A 16,905-nucleotide genomic window follows, 5' to 3' on the forward strand; every position below is an offset into this window, starting at 1 on the left:
TAGTGGACATGTCACGAACCGCACAGAAACTGAACCAAGGTCAAAGATTTCTTCGCGTACCGCCCCCTAAGGGACATCGCCACAGTCGCATTGTCCGTTGATAACAACGCAATAACTCGAACCCCCGTACTGATCGGTATGGCGCCACTTAGAGTTCGGCAGCGGGACCGCTTTCCCGAAACTGCTCGGAGTTGCCCCCATGAACCCTCGTCGTAGTACCAGCTCGCTCCCCAAACCGGGCCGCTCGGCCTACGGGGTCGCGTCCGCTGTCGTCCTGCTGCTGATACCCGTGGCCGTGCTGGTCGGAGGCAGCCAGTTCCGTGAGTTCCTGAACTTCGGCGCGGGCGTGCTGTCGCTCGTCTCGCTCAGCTGCTCGGTGATCTGGGGCCTGTTCGCCCAGGACCGCATCTTCCTGAACACCCGGCAGCGGATCGTCGGCCAGGCGGTGCACCGGACGACCGCCGTCGCCTCCATCGCGTTCCTGCTGCTCCACATCACCACGAAGATCGCCCTCGGCCACACGCAGCTGATCGCGGCGGTCATCCCGTTCTCGCTCGGCGTCACCGGGATCGGCGGCCTGATCGGCCTGGGCTCCCTGGCCGGCCTGCTGATGATCTTCGTCGGCATCACCGGCGCCCTGCGCAGCAACTTCGCCACCCCGGCCCCGGTCGCCGCCCGCTGGCGGGCCATGCACATGCTGGCCTATCCGGCCTGGTGCGCCGCGCTGGTCCACGGACTCTACGCGGGTCGCGCGGCCAAGCCTGTCTTCGTGATCCTTTACAGCCTGTCCCTGCTCGGCGTGATGGGCGCCCTCGCGCTGCGCGCCGCCCCGCGCCCGGTCAAGCGCAAGGTCGCCGACCGGCTGGTGGGGATGTTCGGCAGCTCGGAACGGCCGGGACTGGAGGAACTGGACGCGAGCCGGTCCCGGGCCGGCGACCAGGGCCCGCAGGGCTACGAGGGCCGCCGGGAGCGCAGGCGGCCGTCCGCGGACTCGCCGGCCTCCCGCACCGCACCCCTCTACCAGTCCCCCGCCGCCCCCACCGCGGAGCCCACGGCGGGCTTCGCGGCCGCCTACCGGACGGTCTCCACCCCTGGCCGGCCCCAGCAGCCGTTCGCGGCCGGGCGGACCGCGGGCATGGAGCTGCCGCTGGATCTGCAGCCGACGGAGGCCTTCCCGCGCGTGGACGGACCCTCCAGCACCTCGGGCAGCTGGCCGGTCCCGTCCCCGCCGCCGGTCGGCGAGGCCCCGCCGTCCGCGTACGACCCGCTCCAGGACACCGGATACACCATCCCGGTCTACGGCAATCCGGGCACGCCCGGCCACGCCGGAAGTGACGTGTACGACACCGGTGAGACAAACGGCTTCTACGGCACGTACAACCCGAGTGACACGTTCAACAGCGGTCCCGCCACTGAACCAACCCCCGGCACCTCGTACGACGCGCCCGGTTCGGGCGAACCTTGGAACATGCCTTCCGGAGGCTATAGGTGAACGAGGCCCTGCCCGACGTCCCCGAAGTCCGCGTGGTCGGGCTTCCCCAGCTCACGTCGGGCTTCGACCTTGTGGAACGGCTCGACCTGCCCATGCACCTGAAGGTGCACGGGCCGCTCGACCCGCTGGGCGGCGAACAGCTCGCCCAGCTCGCCGAGCGCATCAACCTCAAGGGCAGGGGCGGCGCCGGCTTCCCCTTCCACAAGAAGCTGCGCTCCGTCGCCGAGTCCGCGATCAAGCGCGGTGTGCGCCCGGTCGTCGTGGTCAACGGCAGCGAGGACGAACCCGCCTGCCGCAAGGACACGGTGCTCATCAACCGCGCGCCGCACCTCATCCTGGACGGCGCGCTGCTGTGCGCCGAGGCGCTCGGCGCGCGCACGCTCGTGATCGGTGTCACCCGCGAGTCCACGCAGCGCTCCATGGAGGCCGCGCTGGCCGAACGGGGTCTGAGCAACAGCCGTAGATCGGCGCTCCGCGCGTGGGTGCAGCGCAACCCGGTACGCATGGTCACCGGCGCCGCCGCCTCGCTGGTCCGCTCGATCGACGGCGGCCCGGCGATCCCGCCCGGCCGCAAGATCAGCGCCTCGCAGACCGGCGTCGGCGGCGCGCCCACCCTGCTGTCGAACGCGGAGACGTTCGCGCAGCTGGCCATCGCCGCCCGCATCGGTCCCGAGCGCTACGGCAACACCGGCCTGTACGACGAGCCGGGCACCGTCATGCTGACGGTCTCCGGCGCGGTCGCGCGCCCGATGGTGCTCGAGGTCCCGACGGGCGTACCGCTGCGCTACGTGCTGCAGCTGGCCGGTGCCCCGCCGGTGCCGCAGGGGGTGCTGACCGGCGGCTACCACGGCAAGTGGATCGACGCGGCGACCGTCGACGAGGCGATCGTCTCGCGCAACTCCCTCGACGCGGTGGGCGGTGCGCTGGGCGCGGGCGCGATCCTGCCGATCAGCCAGGAGACCTGCCCGCTGGGCGAGTCGCTGCGGGTGGCCCAGTGGCTGGCCGAGGAGAGTGCCGGCCAGTGCGGCCCCTGCTACCTCGGACTGCCCGCCGCCGCGCGTGGTTTGGAGGACATCCTCAACGGCGGCGGACCGGCCGCCCTGGAGGCGCTGAAGCAGGTCGCCAAGAACGTCAAGCGGCGCGGGGCGTGTTCGCACCCGGACGGTTCGGCGATGTTCCTGGAGTCGACCATCAAGGCGTTCACCGACGACCTCGCCGCCCACGTCCTCGGAAACGGCTGCGGACGGCCCGTGGAGGGCGTTCTGCCGCTCTTCGAGGGGGGCAGGGCCCCCGCGGGCATCTCGGGCGGCTCGGAGCCCGAGGACAGCGGCGCCAGCCGCCAGAAGATCTACGTCGACTGGACGCTGTGCCGGGGGCACGGCCTGTGCGCCGACATCCTCCCGGAGGTCTTCGAACTGGGCGCGGACGGCTTCCCGACCGTGGCCCAGGCCCAGGTGCCGCGCTACGCGGAGGCGAAGGCGCTGCGCGCGGTGCGCCGCTGCCCGGCGCTCGCCCTGCGCCTGGAGGAGGACACGCGCGGGCAGGCGCCCTCGCGCAATCTGCCGGTCCTGTCCCAGGGCCGCGGCCGGCGCGCGCTCGGCCGCTGAGCACGCCACGAGGGTCGGGCACCCGAACCGGGTGCCCGACCCTCGCCGTTCGCGTACGCCTCCGCCACGCGTCGCCGACCGGGTAGCCGTGCGGTACGGAGTGCCGCTCCTGGAACACGCCGAAGGCGGACCACCCCGAGGGATGGTCCGCCTTCGACTTCTGTGGAGCTAAGGAGAATTGAACTCCTGACCTCCTGCATGCCATGCAGGCGCTCTACCAACTGAGCTATAGCCCCTTGCTGTGGTCCGCCCGGTTTCCCCGGCGGCGACGCCAACATTACACGGTCACCGGGGCGCAGTACCAAATCGGTTTCCGCTCTGCTCCCGTACGGAGGCTAATGTCACCTTTCGTGACGGTGATCGCCTTCTCCGCAGCCCGCCGGGCACCGGTCGCGCTGGGGGTGTGCCTGGCGTCGTTCGCGGCCTTCTGGTTCGCCCAGCGGGCCGCCCACGTGTCGATGATCGACCTGCTGGTCTACCGGGCCGAGGGTGCCACCGTGCGGGCCGGCGGCGATCTCTACGCGCTGCGGGCGACGGCCGCGCACCTGCCCACCACCTACCCGCCCTTCGCGGCCCTGCTGTTCACACCGCTGTCCCTGCTGGACACCGCTCCCCTGCGCGCGCTGGCGACGGCGGGGAACCTCGCGCTGCTGGTGGTGTTCGTGCGGCTGTCGCTGAAACTCGTCGGCCACGCGCGCGTGGAGAGCGTCTGGTGGGTGGCGGCGCCGGCCGTGTGGTGCGAGCCGGTCTGGACGACCCTGCGCTACGGCCAGGTCAACCTGCTGCTGGCGGTCCTGGTGCTGTGGGACCTTTCGCGCCGCCCCGCCGGCCGCCGTGACCGCTGGGCCGGGGTGGGGCTGGGGCTGGCCGCGGCGGTGAAGCTGACCCCCGCGCTGTTCCCGGTGTTCCTGCTCCTCACGGCCGCCGCGGCCCGGACACGAGGCAGGGACCCGGGGCCCTGGCTGCGGCACGCGCGCGGGGCGGCCGTCGCGTTCGCCGGGCCGACCCTGCTGGCGGCGGCCGTCCTGCCGCACGACTCATGGCGGTTCTGGACGGACATGGTCTTCCGCACGGGCCGGGTCGGGCACGCCGAGGACACCGCCAACCAGGCCCTTCGCGGTGTCCTGGCCCGGCTTCTGCACACACCGGACCCGGGGGCGCCCTGGGCCGTCTGTGCGGCCGTGGCGGCCCTGCTGGGCCTCGCGGTGGCCGTGGCGGCGGAGTTGCGCGGCCGGCGGGCCTGGGCGGTGTGCGTCTGCGCGGTCACCGCGCTGCTGATCAGCCCGGTGTCCTGGACGCACCACTGGGTGTGGTGTGTGCCACTGGTCCTGCTGCTGTGGACGCACGGGCACAGGGCGGCGGCACTGGGTTCACTGCTGGTGTTCTGCTCCTACGCGCCCTGGTGGGTCCCCCACGGCTCCGGGCGCCCCGAAATGCACCAGGACGCCCGGGAGTTGACGTTCTCGGCCCTCTACGGAGGCGTCGGTGCGCTCTTCCTCGTGTTGGCATGGACATCGTTGCCGAGACCCGGTGCCGGTGCGGCCCGCGTCAAGCCGTGACGAAGGAGTAGAACCTCTTGAGCGTGCAGTGCTCCTCGAGGAGGCGACCGTAGATCGGCTCGCCCTCCAGTTCCCGGTAGGTCTCGATCGGGTCGCCCTTTATGATCAGCGCCCGCGCGCATTCCTCGCACCAGTACTGGTAGTCGGGGTTGATCGGTTCCATGTCTCGGACGATGGGCGTACCACTGCCGCACCAGTCGCACTTCCGCCTGTGTGCACCCATCGATCAGCTCCAGCTGTGGCCGCAGGCCGTGCACACGTAGGAGATTCCGCCGTTGTCGCCGAGCACTTGGGCCACGTGCGCGGAACCGCAGGAAGGGCAGCTGAGCCGGGTGGCCGTGCCCCGTATCAACGCCGCACCGAGGAGGAGGCCGCCCTCCTCGCGGATGCTCGCAGGCATCGCCACTCCCTCCCGTCGGGCCGCGCCCCCTTCCGGCCGTTTGATTCTGCCACGGCCGGAGCAATACGGTCAGCGACGCCTCAGTACCAGTCCGGACACAGCCCCCCGTCGCGGCCGTACCCACCTGCGCCGGGCCGGCACCGCGGACGCCCCCGCAGAGGTATACGACGGCGGGCCCCGAGCGACTCAAGCCCGGTCGGCACCAGTGTGCCGAGGGACGCCACAGCGACCGGCCGACCCGTCCGGACGCCCGTCGCCGGCGGACCGCCGGGGCGGTTGTCAGTGGCGGGTGCTTCACTGTCCGTGACGGGCTGGGATACGGAAAATCCCGCCCCTCGAAGGGACGGGATTCTCGTCACCGATCTTTGACAACTCGACAGAGTGTCGACCAGTGGAGCTAAGGAGAATTGAACTCCTGACCTCCTGCATGCCATGCAGGCGCTCTACCAACTGAGCTATAGCCCCGGGTGTTCTTCCCGCCCGGCGGGGCGAACAAGAAGAACTTTAGCCTGTGACCTGCCGGAAAGTGAAATCCGGGGTCCGTGGGGCTCCGGACGCTCAGTCGTCGTCGCCGAGGACGGGCTCCGGGAGGGTGCCCGCATTGTGCTCGAGCAGGCGCCAGCCGCGGGCGCCCTCGCCCAGCACCGACCAGCAGCAGTTGGAGAGACCGCCGAGGCTCTCCCAGTGCCGGGGCTCGAGGTCGAGGAGCCGGCCGATGGTGGTGCGGATGGTGCCGCCGTGGCTGACGACGACCAGGGTGCCGTCCGCGGGCAGCTTCTCGGCGTGGGCCAGCACGACCGGGGCGGCGCGGTCGGCGACCTCGGTCTCCAGCTCGCCGCCGCCGCGGCGGACCGGCTCGCCGCGCTTCCAGGCCACGTACTCCGCACGGTGCCGGGCGATGATCTCGTCGTGCGTCAGCCCCTGCCAGGCGCCCGCGTAGGTCTCGCGCAGGGCCTCCTCACGGATGACGTCGAGACCGGTGAGGGCGGCCAGCTCGGCGGCCGTGTCCGCGGCCCGCCGCAGGTCCGAGGAGACGATCGCGTCGGGGCGCAGGGAGGCGAGCAGCCGGGCCGCGCGGCGGGCCTGCATGATCCCGGTCTCGGTCAGCTCGACGTCCGTGCTGCCCTGGAAGCGGCGCTCGACGTTCCACGACGTCTGGCCGTGCCGCCACAGGATGATGCGGCGGCCCTGGGCTTTGCGGTCGCTGACCTCGCCGGTGGCACTCATCGCCACTCCCCGTCCGGCTCCTGGTCGGCCTCGGCGGCCTGCGTCCTGGCGTGCTCCTCCGCCTTGCCGCGGGTGGCCTTGGCGTCGGACGGCAGGTCCAGCTCGGGGCAGTCCTTCCACAGCCGCTCCAGGGCGTAGAAGACGCGCTCCTCGCTGTGCTGGACGTGGACGACGATGTCGACGTAGTCGAGCAGGATCCAGCGGGAGTCCCGGTCGCCCTCACGGCGTACCGGCTTGACGCCGAGGTCCTTCTGCAGGCGCTCCTCGATCTCGTCGACGATGGCCTTGACCTGGCGGTCGTTCGGCGCGGACGCCAGCAGGAAGGCGTCCGTGATCGACAGCACGTCGCTGACGTCGTAGGCGATGACGTCGTGGGCGAGCTTGTCGGCCGCCGCCTGGGCGGCGGTGTGGATGAGCTCAATGGAACGGTCGGTGGCGGTCACTACATGGCTTTCCGTCGGCGGTCTCTGGTCTTCAAGGGTCTCACGGACCGCCCGGCACACCCCACGCGATTACCGTCGCGTGGGGTGTGCCGGCCCTCGTCAGGAGGAGGTGGGCCGGTAGTCGGCGCCGAGAACGACCGAGACGTCGGCGCCGGAGGAGACGGCTCCCTTCGCCACGGAGCCGGCGGGCAGGCCGAGGGTCTTGGCGACCTCGGCGGCGTCCGCCTTGTGGGAGGCGTCCGAGTAGGTCACCTGCGAGGTGGTCCGGCTGCCGGCGGCGGTGCCGCCCTCCCGGAAGGTGAAGCCGCCGTTGAGGAGCGCCACGCGGGCCTTGTCCAGGTCCTCCTTCACGCCGCTGGCGTTCTGGACGGAGACCCGGAGCGCGGAGCCGGCGACGGGGCTCTTGGCGGCACCGCCGAGGATGTCCTTGACCACGCTGTCACTGGTCTCGGCGCTCAGCGTGCCGTCGGCCTGCACGGGCAGCAGGGCGGTCTTGTAGTCGCCGCTCTTGGCGAGGTCGGCGAGCTTGGCGAGGAAGGTGCCGAGGTCCTTGTCGGTGAGCGACGGGTCCAGGATCTGCGCGAGCGTCTGGACGGTGGTGGTGGCCGAGGACGGATCGGAGGACATCTTGCGCAGGACGCCCTGCATGACCTGGCCGAAGCGCTTCAGCTGCGCGTTCTCGGACTCGCCGGCCGCGCGGTAGGTGGCGTAGGCGACGGCCATCTTGCCGCTGAGGCTCTGGCCGGTGCCCCGGTGGACGAGGGGCTCGGCGCCCTTCTTCCTGCTGCCCGGGTCGGGCACGTCGGTGTCGGTGTCGATCTCGATGCCGCCGACCAGCTCGACGAGGTTCTGCAGGTAGGGGGTATCCAGGCGCCAGGTGCCCTGGATGTCGGTGCCGAGGACGGTGTCGAGCTGGTCGCGGGTGCCGGAGGAGCCGTCGCCGTCGACCGACTTGGCGAGGGTGGTGGTGGAGCCGTCGTCGCCGGTCACCGCGAGGGAGTTGGGCAGCAGGACGGTGGTGCCCTGCTTGGTGGTGGTGTTGTCGACCAGCAGCGCCGTGGAGGTGCCGCCCTTGCCCGTGTTGTGCAGGTGGACGACGATCACGTCGCGCTTCTGGGCGGCGGCGGGCGTGGCCGTGCCGGCCTCGGCGCCGGAGGAGGACAGGCCGGGCAGCTTTCCGGCGAACCAGAGGTAGCCGACGCCCCCGGCGACGACGAGGGCGAGGACGACGAGGAGCGCGATGACCCGGCCGCGGGCCCGGCGGCGGGCCTCCTCGCGGCGCTCGGTGCGGTTCTCGGTGAACGTCAGCCAGTCGATGACGTCCTCGGAGTCGCCGTCCGGCTCCTCGACGAACGCGAACTGCTCGGTGCGGTAGTCCGGGCCGCCCGGATCCCGGCCGTCGCCCGGCTCGTCCGGGGCGGCGGGCTCGCCCCGGCGCCCGGGACCGCGCCGGGTGCCCGCGTCCTGTTCCGCGGGGCGGGCCTGCTGCGGGATGTAGGCGGTCTGTTCGGCGACCCGGGGCTGCTGCCCGCTGCTCGCCGCCTGCCCGTACGGGTCGTAGGGGGCGGCATCGTGGGCGGTGGCGCGATAGGGGTCGTACGAGGCCTGGGAACCGTACCCGGCCTGGGAGTCGTAGGGGTTCTGGGAGCCGTACGGGGCCTGCGGGTCGTACGGAGTCGGGGAGCCGGAGCCGTACGGGTCGTAGGAGGGCGCCTGCGGGGCGGAGCCGTACGAGGCCGCAGGTGTCTGCCGGCCGGTGTCGTAGGGGTCGTGGCCGTAGCCGCTCTGCTGCTGGGCGTACGGGTCGTGGGTCGCCTGCGGCGCCTGCTGTGCCGGAACCTGCCGGTACATGGGCCGGCCGTACTCGTCGTAGCCGACGAGTTCGTACGGGCCGGCGCCGTAGCCGGCGTCCCCCGCGTCCCCCGCGTCGTATCGGTCGTTCACCGGTGCCCCTCTCGGCTCATTCGCCGCGGTACAGCTCGCGCTTGTCGATGTAGCGCACGACTCCGTCCGGCACCATGTACCAGATGGGGTCTCCCTTGGCGACTCTCTCCCGGCACTCCGTGGAGGAGATGGCGAGCGCCGGCACCTCGACGAGCGAGACACCGCCCTCGGGCAGCCCCGGGTCGGTCAGGTGGTGACCGGGACGGGTGACGCCGATGAAGTGCGCGAGGGAGAACAGTTCCACCGAGTCGCGCCAGGTCAGCAGCTGGGCGAGGGCGTCGGCACCGGTGATGAAGAACAGGTCGTTGTCCGGGTTGAGGGCGCGCAGGTCGCGCAGCGTGTCCACGGTGTAGGTGGGGCCGCCGCGGTCGATGTCGATACGGCTGACGGAGAACTGGGGGTTCTCGGCGGTCGCGATGACGGTCATCAGGTAGCGGTCCTCGGCCGGGGAGACCTTGCGGTGGGACTTCTGCCACGGCTGACCGGTGGGTACGAACACGACCTCGTCCAGCTGGAACCGCGCGGCCACCTCGCTGGCCGCCACGAGGTGCCCGTGGTGGATCGGGTCGAAGGTTCCGCCCATGACACCCAGGCGTCGCCTGCCCGTGTGGGCGGGCCCGTTGCCCGGCCCGCGCAGCGGGTTTCCGGCCGAGTTCTCGGCGCCTTCGACGGATCCGGCGTCTTCGGTGCTCTTGTGCGCCGGACCGGTAGGCATGTCCTGCTCTCCCATGCGTGCAGACCCTACCGGCCCGGCCTCGGGCCTCCGGCCGGGGACGGGTTCCCCGCTCAGCGGTCGCGGTTGAAGCGCGTGGTGATCCACAGCAGCAGGAGCAGGATGATCAGGGCACCGCCGCCGGTGACGGCCGGGTTCAGGCTGTTGTGGTTTCCGCCGTGCTCGCCCTCGGCGGCAAGAGTGACCAACTGGGCTGCGGCGCTGTGGTAGCTCATCTTCGGCATGACCTATCGCGTGTGGGCGGAATAAAGACGTCGGCTCATCGTAAGCGGGCGCCCCGGCGGCGATCACGCCGACTCCGCCGTGGGTGACCGGGGCGGCGGGCGGCCGCCCGCACCGGGGAGGGCGTCCACCGCCCGGCGGAGGGGAACCTTCCCCGTCCGTCAGTCGTCCTTCCGCTTGTAGCCGCGCAGCAGCAGCCAGGCGGTCAGCGCACAACCGACGATCATCACGAGGAGGACGACGCGGAGCAGGTTGCCCGTCCCGTGCTGCTGGACGGCGCTCGTGGCGGCCTCGGTCAGCCAGGCGGCTGAGGGGTGGTGCTCCATGACTGGGACTCCTTCGGCTGTACTGCCCGTCCACGGTATCTCCGCCTAGGCTGGGCCCCGCCTCGGGGGCACACGGCATTCAGACGCACTTGGGGGAAGACATGTCCGACGACGGCCACCAGGAGACGGGGCGCGAGCGCGTGCCCGGCAGGCAGCGCAGGCGTTTCCCGGAGATCTCCTCGCGTGCCTACGAGCACCCGGCCGACCGGTCGGCCCTGGTCGCGCTGCGCAAGCTGAGCGGGTTCGACACCGTCTTCAAGGCGCTCAGCGGGCTGCTGCCGGAGCGCAGCCTGCGGCTGCTGTTCCTGTCGGACTCGGTGCGGGTGTCCGGGCGGCAGTTCTCGCACCTGCACGACATGCTGCTGGACGCCTGTTACATCCTGGACCTGGAGAAGGTCCCGCCGATGTACGTCACGCAGGACCCGCAGCCGAACGCGATGTGCATCGGCCTGGACGAGCCGATCATCGTGGTCACGACCGGACTGGTCGAGCTGCTCGACGAGGAGGAGATGCGGGCCGTCGTCGGGCACGAGGTGGGGCACGCCCTGTCGGGGCACTCGGTGTACCGCACGGTCCTGCTGTTCCTGACGACCCTCGCGCTGCGGGTCGCCTGGATCCCGCTCGGCAATCTGGCGGTCATGGCGCTCGTCACGGCACTCAGGGAGTGGTTCCGCAAGTCGGAGCTGTCCGCCGACCGGGCGGGGCTGCTGGTGGGCCAGGACGTCCGGGCCTCGATGCGGGGCCTGATGAAGATCGCGGGTGGCAACCACCTGCACGAGATGAACGTGGACGCCTTCCTGGAGCAGGCCGAGGAGTACGACTCCGGGGGCGATCTGCGCGACTCGGTGCTGAAGATCCTGAACGTGCTGCCCCGCTCGCACCCGTTCACCACGGTGCGGGCCGCTGAGCTGAAGAAGTGGGCCGGGTCCCGGGACTACCAGCGGATCATGGACGGCCACTACCCGCGGCGCGGCGGGGACAAGGACGCCTCCGTCGGCGACTCCTTCCGCGAGTCCGCGTCCAGCTACGCCTCCGATGTGAAGACCTCCAAGGACCCGCTGATGAGGCTGGTCAGCGACCTGGCGGGCGGCGCCGGCGACCTGGGCGGCCGGGTCCGGCGCGGCTTCGACGGCTTCCGCAGCCCGCCGCCGGCGGAGGGCGGCGCCGCGGACGCTCCCCAAGGGGACCCGGACCCGGAGTAGCCGACACAAGCCCTCGCGCGGTCACCGGACCCAGGAGTAGCCCCCACAGGCCTCCGCGCGGTCCGGGACCCGCAGGCACCGCCACCAAGCCCCGCGCGGTCCGGGCAGGAGCCGCCATCAGGCCCCGCGCGGTCCGCGCGGCTCAGCCCGGCGCCGCTCGCCGCTTCGACTCGGTTCCCCCCTGCGCGCTCACCCCTTCGACTCGGCCCCGCCGGCCAGCGTGCCGCACAGGGTCGGCGGGTCGTCCGTGTCGTAGGGGTTGGTGCCCGCGGGGCCGCCCGCCCTGGCCGTCTGGCCGGCCAGGAGGGGCTGCAGGTAGGCGCTGGAGTCCTCGGCGCAGGACAGGGGGCCCGCCTGGACGTAGGCCGTGACGAGCTGCACCTGGTGGGTGCGCAGGTCGTCGCGGTCGAAGCGGAAGGTCACCTCGCGGCGGACCGTGAACAGCGAGACGGGGGCGTCGGCGGCGCCGGTGGGGCGCAGGGCGTACACGAAGATGTGGTCGGCGACGATCTCCAGGGTGGCCGAGTCGCTCTCGGTGGCCCGCAGGTTGCCCCGGACCCGGATCCTGTCGTCGGCGAGCCGGACCCGGGCGGGGTCGAGGCGGACCAGCCAGCCGGTGGGGGCGTGCCGGCCGTCCGCCGCCGGGTGGTCGAAGCTCCGGTCGAACTGGTCGAGCTGGTCGGGGTCGAGGAGGGCCCGGGCGGGAGCGGTCTGCCGGCCGGTCAGCACCTCGGGGTAGAGCGAGGAGCGGACGATGTAGTCCTTGACCATGGTGAGCGCGGCCACGACCTGGCTGTCGGAGAAGTGGGCGGTGCTGCGCGAGGCCGGCAGCGGTACGCCCTCGGCGCCGGTGTCGAAATGGGCGGCGGGGCTGTGCGCGTACAGGCTCTCGGCGTCGGTGGCGCCGGGCACCTTGCCCTGCGGGGCGAGCGGGATGACGGTCATGCGCAGGGGTTCGACGGGCCGCCGGGCCGCCGGGGAGCCGTAGGGGTGGCGGACGCTCATGTAGATCGCGGTGCCGAAGGCGACGGCGATCAGCACGGCGAGGATCAGCAGCTGCCGGGTGAGGCCGCGGTGCAGCGGCGGGCGGCGGCGTACGGCGGGAGCGTGGTCGGCGATCCGTTCCTCGGCCGAGTACTCCTGGAGGCGGGCAGCGCGGACGAACGACTCGTCGAACACGACGGATCGGTACTCTTCCTCGGCACCGCCGGGGCCGCCCTCGGGTGTCCCCTCCGGTGGGTCTCCAGGCCCGCCCATACCTTCAGGGTAGGTCTCGCGGGCCTCGGGTAAACGCCCCGCCGCAGGACAACTTCTGACATGTTCTCACCCAGGGCGGGCGTCCTCGGTCAGGGGGAGCGCGGGGCGGCCGAGAGGGCCGGACGGGGGTGCCCGGCGGAGACGGACGGGGCGGCCGCGCTGCCCTGCTCCAGGCCGGTCGAGGCGGGGGCGGGCACCTGGTCGCGGGTGCTGGAGGAGGCTCCCCGGTAGACCGCGGCGAAGGCCAGGGCGACCATGCCGATGCCCATCACCACGGCGAGCACCCAGGCCACGGGGCGATGCCAGCGGACCTGCTTGCCGTAGGCGCCGAAGGGGCCGTGGTGGTCGCCGAGGGCGTAGGTGTCGTCCGGTTCGCCGTCGCCCGGTTCACGGCCGAAGTCGGTGCCCTCGGGGCCGTAGACGTCGTCGTGGCGGTCGCCTCTGGCGCGGGCGCGGCGGGCCTCCGCCTCGGAGGCCTCGGCTCTGGCCCGGGCCGCGGCCAGGAGGCGTTCGACCGCGGTCGGTTCGTGGACCGTCGCCGCCCGTACGAAGTCCTCGTCGAAGACCACGGAGGCGAACTCTTCGTCCGGCACCCCGTGGTCGTGGTCGTCGTCGGGCTCCCAGCCGTCAGGGAACGGCGTGCCCCCCACGTCCTCCGGCACACGTCCAGAGTAGACCTGGGGGGTCAATCTGTGCAGACGGTATGGAAATTCATCCACGTGATGAGACGGTTCCGGCCGCGCCGGGGGTGCCCGCCAAGCGCGGCCGAACGGGTGAACCTCAGCGCCGGACGTGCCCGTCGCCGGTGACGATGTACTTCGTGCTGGTCAGCTCCGGCAGGCCCATCGGGCCACGGGCGTGCAGCTTCTGGGTGGAGATGCCGATCTCGGCGCCGAAGCCGAACTGGCCGCCGTCGGTGAAGCGGGTGGAGGCGTTGACGGCGACGGTGGTGGAGTCGACCAGCTGGGTGAAGCGGCGGGCGGCCTGCTGCGAGGTGGTGACGATCGCCTCGGTGTGGCCGGAGGTCCACAGGCGGATGTGCTCCACGGCCTTGTCGAGGGAGTCGACGACCGCGGCGGCGATGTCGTGGGAGAGGTACTCGGTCTCCCAGTCCTCGGGGGTCGCCTCGACCACGGTGGCCTGGGAGTCCTTGGCATAGGCCATGACACGCTCGTCGGCGTGGACGGTGACGCCGGCCTCCGCGAGGGCGTCCAGGGCGCGCGGCAGGAATTCGGCGGCGATGTCCTGGTGGACCAGGAGGGTCTCGGCGGCGTTGCAGACGCTGACCCGGTGGGCCTTGGAGTTGATCAGGATCTCGATCGCCGTGTCGATGTCGGCCCGGGCGTCGACGTAGACGTGGCAGTTGCCGGTGCCGGTCTCGATGACGGGGACGACGGACTCGGTCACCACGGTCTGGATCAGGGAGGCGCCGCCGCGCGGGATGAGCACGTCGACCAGGCCCCGGGCGCGCATCAGCTCGCGTACGGACTCGCGGCTCTCGCCGGGCACCAGCTGGACGGCGTCGGCCGGCAGCCCGGCACCGCCGACGGCGTCCCGGACCACCCGGACGAGGGCGGTGTTGGACTCGTAGGCGGAGGCGGAGCCGCGCAGCAGGACGGCGTTGCCGGACTTCAGGCACAGGGCGGCGGCGTCGACGGTGACGTTGGGGCGGGCCTCGTAGATGATGCCGACGACGCCGAGCGGGACGCGGACCTGGCGCAGGTCGATGCCGTTGGGCAGGGTGGAGCCGCGGACGACCTCGCCGACCGGGTCGGGCAGCTTGGCGACGTCACGGACGTCGGAGGCGATGGCGCGGACCCTCTCGGGGGTGAGGGTGAGCCGGTCGACGATGGCCTCGCTGGTGCCGTTCGCCCGGGCCTTGGCCACGTCCTTGGCGTTGGCCTCGATGATCTCGCTCGTCCGGACCTCGAGGGCGTCCGCGATGGCGAGCAGCGCGTCGTCCTTCACGGCGCGCGGGAGCGGCGCGAGGTCGGCGGCCGCGGCCTTGGCACGGTAGGCGGCCTGGGTGACCGGGGACATCGAGTCGTAGGGCGAGAGCGTGGTCATACCCGCAGGGTAGTGCTCCCGCAAGCGGCGCGCGGCTACCGTTCCGCAAGCCGAGACGACGGCCGTCGGGGCCGCGCGCGCCGCCTGGCGGGGCAAGGCGGCCCCGGACCGCCCGGGGGCCGCGCGCCCCATGGTCCCCAGGAGCCCAGCGGCCGGGCCCCAATGCCCCAATGCCCCAGAGGCCCCTGGCGTGGCCGTACAGCTTCATGAGCCCCTCGGCGCCCCTGGAAGGACCGTGGTCAGGGGATGGCGGTCAGAAGGGGTGGACGCCGACGGGGGTGGCGGGGGCCGGGCCGTAGCCTTCGGCGATGCGCTGGTGGTAGGTCTCCCGGTCGATGACCTCCAGCCCGACGATCTCCCAGGCCGGCAGCCCCGCGCTCTGCCGGTGCTCGCCCCAGAGCCGCAGGGCCACGGCGGCGGCGTCGTGCAGGTCGCGGGCCTCCTCCCAGTAGCGGATCTCCGCGTGGTCGGTCGCGTATCTGCTGGTGAGCAGGAAGGGGTGGTCGTGGGCGAGCTGTTCCAGGGCTCGCCGCAGCTCCGGCACGGGCACCTGCTCACCGGAGATGCTGAGGGTGACGTGCCACAGGCGGGGCAGGTCCTGGGGTTCCTCGTGGTCCTCGTAGGTGTCCCCGGCCGCGACGCTCGTCAGAGCACCGCGGGACGCCGCCCCCGGGCGCACTCGTCTCACGACGGCCTCCTTCACGCATTGCTCGCACGGCCCGTTGACGGAACGTGTCCCTTCAACATGCCCCAGAGACAAAGTTGAGCAGGCCGCAGGGCTCCGCGTGATGGTTTTACGGAACGTCCCCCACCGGGGTCGGTCCGTACGCTTCGCTTTACGAGCGGCCTTGCGAGCGTCAGGTGTGCAGGAGCACCAGGTCGTCCCTGTGTACGACCTCGCGTTCGTACGCCGGGCCCAGTTCGCGCGCCAGCTCCCGGGTCGAACGCCCGATCAGCCGGGGGATCTCCTTGGCGTCGAAGTTGACGAGCCCCCGGGCCACCGCGCGGCCCGTCGTGTCCCGGAGCTCGACCGGGTCACCGGCGCTGAACTCGCCTTCCAGCGCGGCGATTCCGGCCGGCAGCAGCGACGTGCGCCGCTGCACGACCGCGTCCACGGCGCCGTCGTCCAGGATCAGCGCACCCTGCGGGGTGGACGCGTGCTGGAGCCAGAGCAGCCGGTCGGCGGAGCGCTTGCCGGTGGGGTGGAAGTAGGTACCGGTGTCACCGCCGGCGAGTGCCTCGGCGGCGTGGACGGTGCTGGTCAGCACGACCGGGACGCCGGCGGCGGCCGCGATACGGGCGGCCTCGACCTTGGTGACCATGCCGCCGGTGCCGACGCCGGCCTTGCCCGCGCTGCCGATCTCGACGCCCGCGAGGTCCTCGGGACGCTTCACCTCCGCTATCCGGGAGGTGCCGGGCTTGCTGGGGTCGCCGTCGTAGACGCCGTCGACGTCGGAGAGCAGGACCAGCAGATCGGCGTGGACGAGGTGGGCGACGAGGGCGGCGAGGCGGTCGTTGTCACCGAAGCGGATCTCGTCCGTGGCGACGGTGTCGTTCTCGTTGACGACCGGCAGGGCGCCCATCGCCAGCAGCTTGTCCAGCGTGCGGGAGGCGTTGCGGTGGTGAGCGCGGCGGCTCATGTCGTCGCTGGTCAGCAGGACCTGTCCGACGCGGACGCCGTACCGGGCGAAGGAGGCGGTGTAGCGGGCGACGAGCAGTCCCTGGCCGACGCTGGCGGCGGCCTGCTGGCGGGCGAGGTCCTTGGGGCGGCGGCGCAGGCCGAGTGGGGCGAGACCGGCGGCGATGGCACCGGAGGAGACGAGGACGACCTCCCTCTCGCCTCCGCTGCGGCTCTTGGCGAGCACGTCGACGAGCGCGTCGACACGGTCGGCGTCGAGGCCGCCGGCGGCGGTGGTCAGCGAGGAGGACCCCACCTTGACGACGATCCTGCGGGCCTTGGCTACTTGATGCCTTGCCGCTGACACGTGCTCTCCTCCGACGTCTCGCCCACGTCCCCGTCGGGCGTGGCTTTTGCAATCTACGCGAGACGTACGCGGGGTGCTCGAACGTCCGGCTCCCGGACGCGGTGCACCGGGCTGCCCCTCGGGGCCGGGGTCGCGGACGGCCGATCCAAGGGGACGTGGAAGCCGCGTCCGGCGACGGGGACCGGACCGGCCGGCGGCCGGGAGCGAAGAAGTCCGCGGGAACGGCAGCCCGGGAGATCGGAGAAGGAGTCCCCGCCGGTTCGGGCACGGTGCGTGGGCCGGGGTCGGATCCGCCATGTCCGGGATCGGGCTCCGGACGGGAACCCGTGTCGCCCGCACCGCGCATTCCGGCGGCACCCGCACCGGGGGGCGACCGGCACGGTGGGGTTCGCCTTTCCTCCGCGCCCGGCACGGACCGGGGCAAGAAGGCCGGCATCTCCC

At 72.2% G+C, this 16,905-nt stretch carries 17 protein-coding genes and 2 tRNA genes; 4 read left to right on the forward strand and 15 right to left on the reverse strand.

The window, feature by feature from the left end; all coding sequences use genetic code 11:
• The first annotated feature begins 199 nt into the window (after window positions 1-199).
• Together ABVB68_RS07175 and ABVB68_RS07180 are read left to right on the forward strand one after the other, a co-directional pair.
• Window positions 200-1,492: a ferric reductase-like transmembrane domain-containing protein gene (locus tag ABVB68_RS07175; RefSeq protein WP_353600015.1), complete on the forward strand. Its 1,293-nt coding sequence runs from the start codon at window positions 200-202 to the stop codon at window positions 1,490-1,492.
• Complete coding sequence (locus tag ABVB68_RS07180; protein WP_353600016.1) at window positions 1,489-3,099, forward strand: NADH-ubiquinone oxidoreductase-F iron-sulfur binding region domain-containing protein; 1,611 nt, start codon at window positions 1,489-1,491, stop codon at window positions 3,097-3,099. The genes ABVB68_RS07175 and ABVB68_RS07180 overlap by 4 nt, the downstream gene beginning before the upstream one ends.
• 163 nt (window positions 3,100-3,262) lie before the next feature.
• Here the strand turns inward: ABVB68_RS07180 and ABVB68_RS07185 are convergent.
• A tRNA-Ala gene (locus ABVB68_RS07185) sits at window positions 3,263-3,335 on the reverse strand.
• A 102-nt stretch (window positions 3,336-3,437) separates the two neighbouring features.
• Here ABVB68_RS07185 and ABVB68_RS07190 point away from each other — a divergent pair.
• Entirely contained in the window at window positions 3,438-4,658 is a 1,221-nt protein-coding gene (locus ABVB68_RS07190) for a glycosyltransferase 87 family protein (protein WP_353600017.1), read from the forward strand.
• Here ABVB68_RS07190 and ABVB68_RS07195 read toward each other — a convergent pair.
• The 9 genes from ABVB68_RS07195 to ABVB68_RS07235 form a co-directional block, all read right to left on the reverse strand.
• Window positions 4,648-4,881 (reverse strand): hypothetical protein, encoded by a 234-nt coding sequence (locus ABVB68_RS07195; RefSeq protein WP_006136074.1) that lies wholly within the window; start codon window positions 4,879-4,881, stop codon window positions 4,648-4,650. The two genes, ABVB68_RS07190 and ABVB68_RS07195, sit on opposite strands and share 11 nt — an antisense overlap.
• Window positions 4,882-4,884: 3 nt before the next feature.
• Window positions 4,885-5,058: a hypothetical protein gene (locus tag ABVB68_RS07200; RefSeq protein ID WP_353600018.1), complete on the reverse strand. Its 174-nt coding sequence runs from the start codon at window positions 5,056-5,058 to the stop codon at window positions 4,885-4,887.
• Between the two features lie 392 nt (window positions 5,059-5,450).
• Window positions 5,451-5,523, reverse strand: a tRNA-Ala gene (locus ABVB68_RS07205).
• 93 nt (window positions 5,524-5,616) lie between these two features.
• The gene (locus ABVB68_RS07210; RefSeq protein ID WP_353600019.1) at window positions 5,617-6,285 is read right to left on the reverse strand and encodes a histidine phosphatase family protein; all 669 of its coding nucleotides are present in this window, start codon (window positions 6,283-6,285) and stop codon (window positions 5,617-5,619) included.
• Window positions 6,282-6,728: a ribosome silencing factor gene (rsfS, locus tag ABVB68_RS07215; RefSeq protein ID WP_353600020.1), complete on the reverse strand. Its 447-nt coding sequence runs from the start codon at window positions 6,726-6,728 to the stop codon at window positions 6,282-6,284. Before rsfS ends, ABVB68_RS07210 begins: the two co-directional genes overlap by 4 nt.
• A gap of 99 nt (window positions 6,729-6,827) precedes the next feature.
• Window positions 6,828-8,672 (reverse strand): LCP family protein, encoded by a 1,845-nt coding sequence (locus tag ABVB68_RS07220; protein WP_353600021.1) that lies wholly within the window; start codon window positions 8,670-8,672, stop codon window positions 6,828-6,830.
• A 16-nt stretch (window positions 8,673-8,688) separates the two neighbouring features.
• On the reverse strand, window positions 8,689-9,402 hold the full coding sequence (gene nadD, locus ABVB68_RS07225; protein ID WP_353600022.1) for a nicotinate-nucleotide adenylyltransferase: 714 nt from the start codon (window positions 9,400-9,402) through the stop codon (window positions 8,689-8,691).
• Between the two features lie 56 nt (window positions 9,403-9,458).
• A complete protein-coding gene (locus tag ABVB68_RS07230) occupies window positions 9,459-9,629 on the reverse strand; it encodes a hypothetical protein (RefSeq protein WP_353600053.1) in 171 nt (56 codons plus the stop codon).
• Window positions 9,630-9,788: 159 nt separating this feature from the next.
• Window positions 9,789-9,953 carry a hypothetical protein gene (locus ABVB68_RS07235; RefSeq protein WP_353600023.1) on the reverse strand — a complete coding sequence of 55 codons (165 nt, stop codon included), beginning with the start codon at window positions 9,951-9,953 and terminating at the stop codon, window positions 9,789-9,791.
• A gap of 101 nt (window positions 9,954-10,054) precedes the next feature.
• On the opposite strand from ABVB68_RS07235, the gene ABVB68_RS07240 reads away from it, so the two are divergent.
• Window positions 10,055-11,155 carry a M48 family metallopeptidase gene (locus ABVB68_RS07240; RefSeq protein ID WP_353600024.1) on the forward strand — a complete coding sequence of 367 codons (1,101 nt, stop codon included), beginning with the start codon at window positions 10,055-10,057 and terminating at the stop codon, window positions 11,153-11,155.
• A 189-nt stretch (window positions 11,156-11,344) separates the two neighbouring features.
• Here ABVB68_RS07240 and ABVB68_RS07245 read toward each other — a convergent pair whose 3' ends face one another.
• The 5 genes from ABVB68_RS07245 to proB all read right to left on the reverse strand — a co-directional run bounded on the left by ABVB68_RS07245 (window position 11,345) and on the right by proB (window position 16,464).
• Window positions 11,345-12,412, reverse strand: a complete 1,068-nt coding sequence (locus ABVB68_RS07245; protein WP_353600025.1) for an SCO2583 family membrane protein — start codon at window positions 12,410-12,412, stop codon at window positions 11,345-11,347.
• An 89-nt stretch (window positions 12,413-12,501) separates the two neighbouring features.
• A complete protein-coding gene (locus ABVB68_RS07250) occupies window positions 12,502-13,074 on the reverse strand; it encodes an SCO2584 family spore wall biosynthesis protein (RefSeq protein ID WP_353600026.1) in 573 nt (190 codons plus the stop codon).
• Window positions 13,075-13,192: 118 nt separating this feature from the next.
• Entirely contained in the window at window positions 13,193-14,479 is a 1,287-nt protein-coding gene (locus ABVB68_RS07255) for a glutamate-5-semialdehyde dehydrogenase (protein ID WP_353600027.1), read from the reverse strand.
• A gap of 253 nt (window positions 14,480-14,732) precedes the next feature.
• On the reverse strand, window positions 14,733-15,167 hold the full coding sequence (locus ABVB68_RS07260) for a DUF8830 family protein (protein WP_353600028.1): 435 nt from the start codon (window positions 15,165-15,167) through the stop codon (window positions 14,733-14,735).
• A 169-nt stretch (window positions 15,168-15,336) separates the two neighbouring features.
• Entirely contained in the window at window positions 15,337-16,464 is a 1,128-nt protein-coding gene (proB, locus tag ABVB68_RS07265; RefSeq protein WP_353600029.1) for a glutamate 5-kinase, read from the reverse strand.
• Between the last annotated feature and the right edge of the window lie 441 nt (window positions 16,465-16,905).

This window comes from Streptomyces sp. NPDC096012, from assembly GCF_040426375.1.
Classification (GTDB): Bacteria; Actinomycetota; Actinomycetes; order Streptomycetales; family Streptomycetaceae; genus Streptomyces.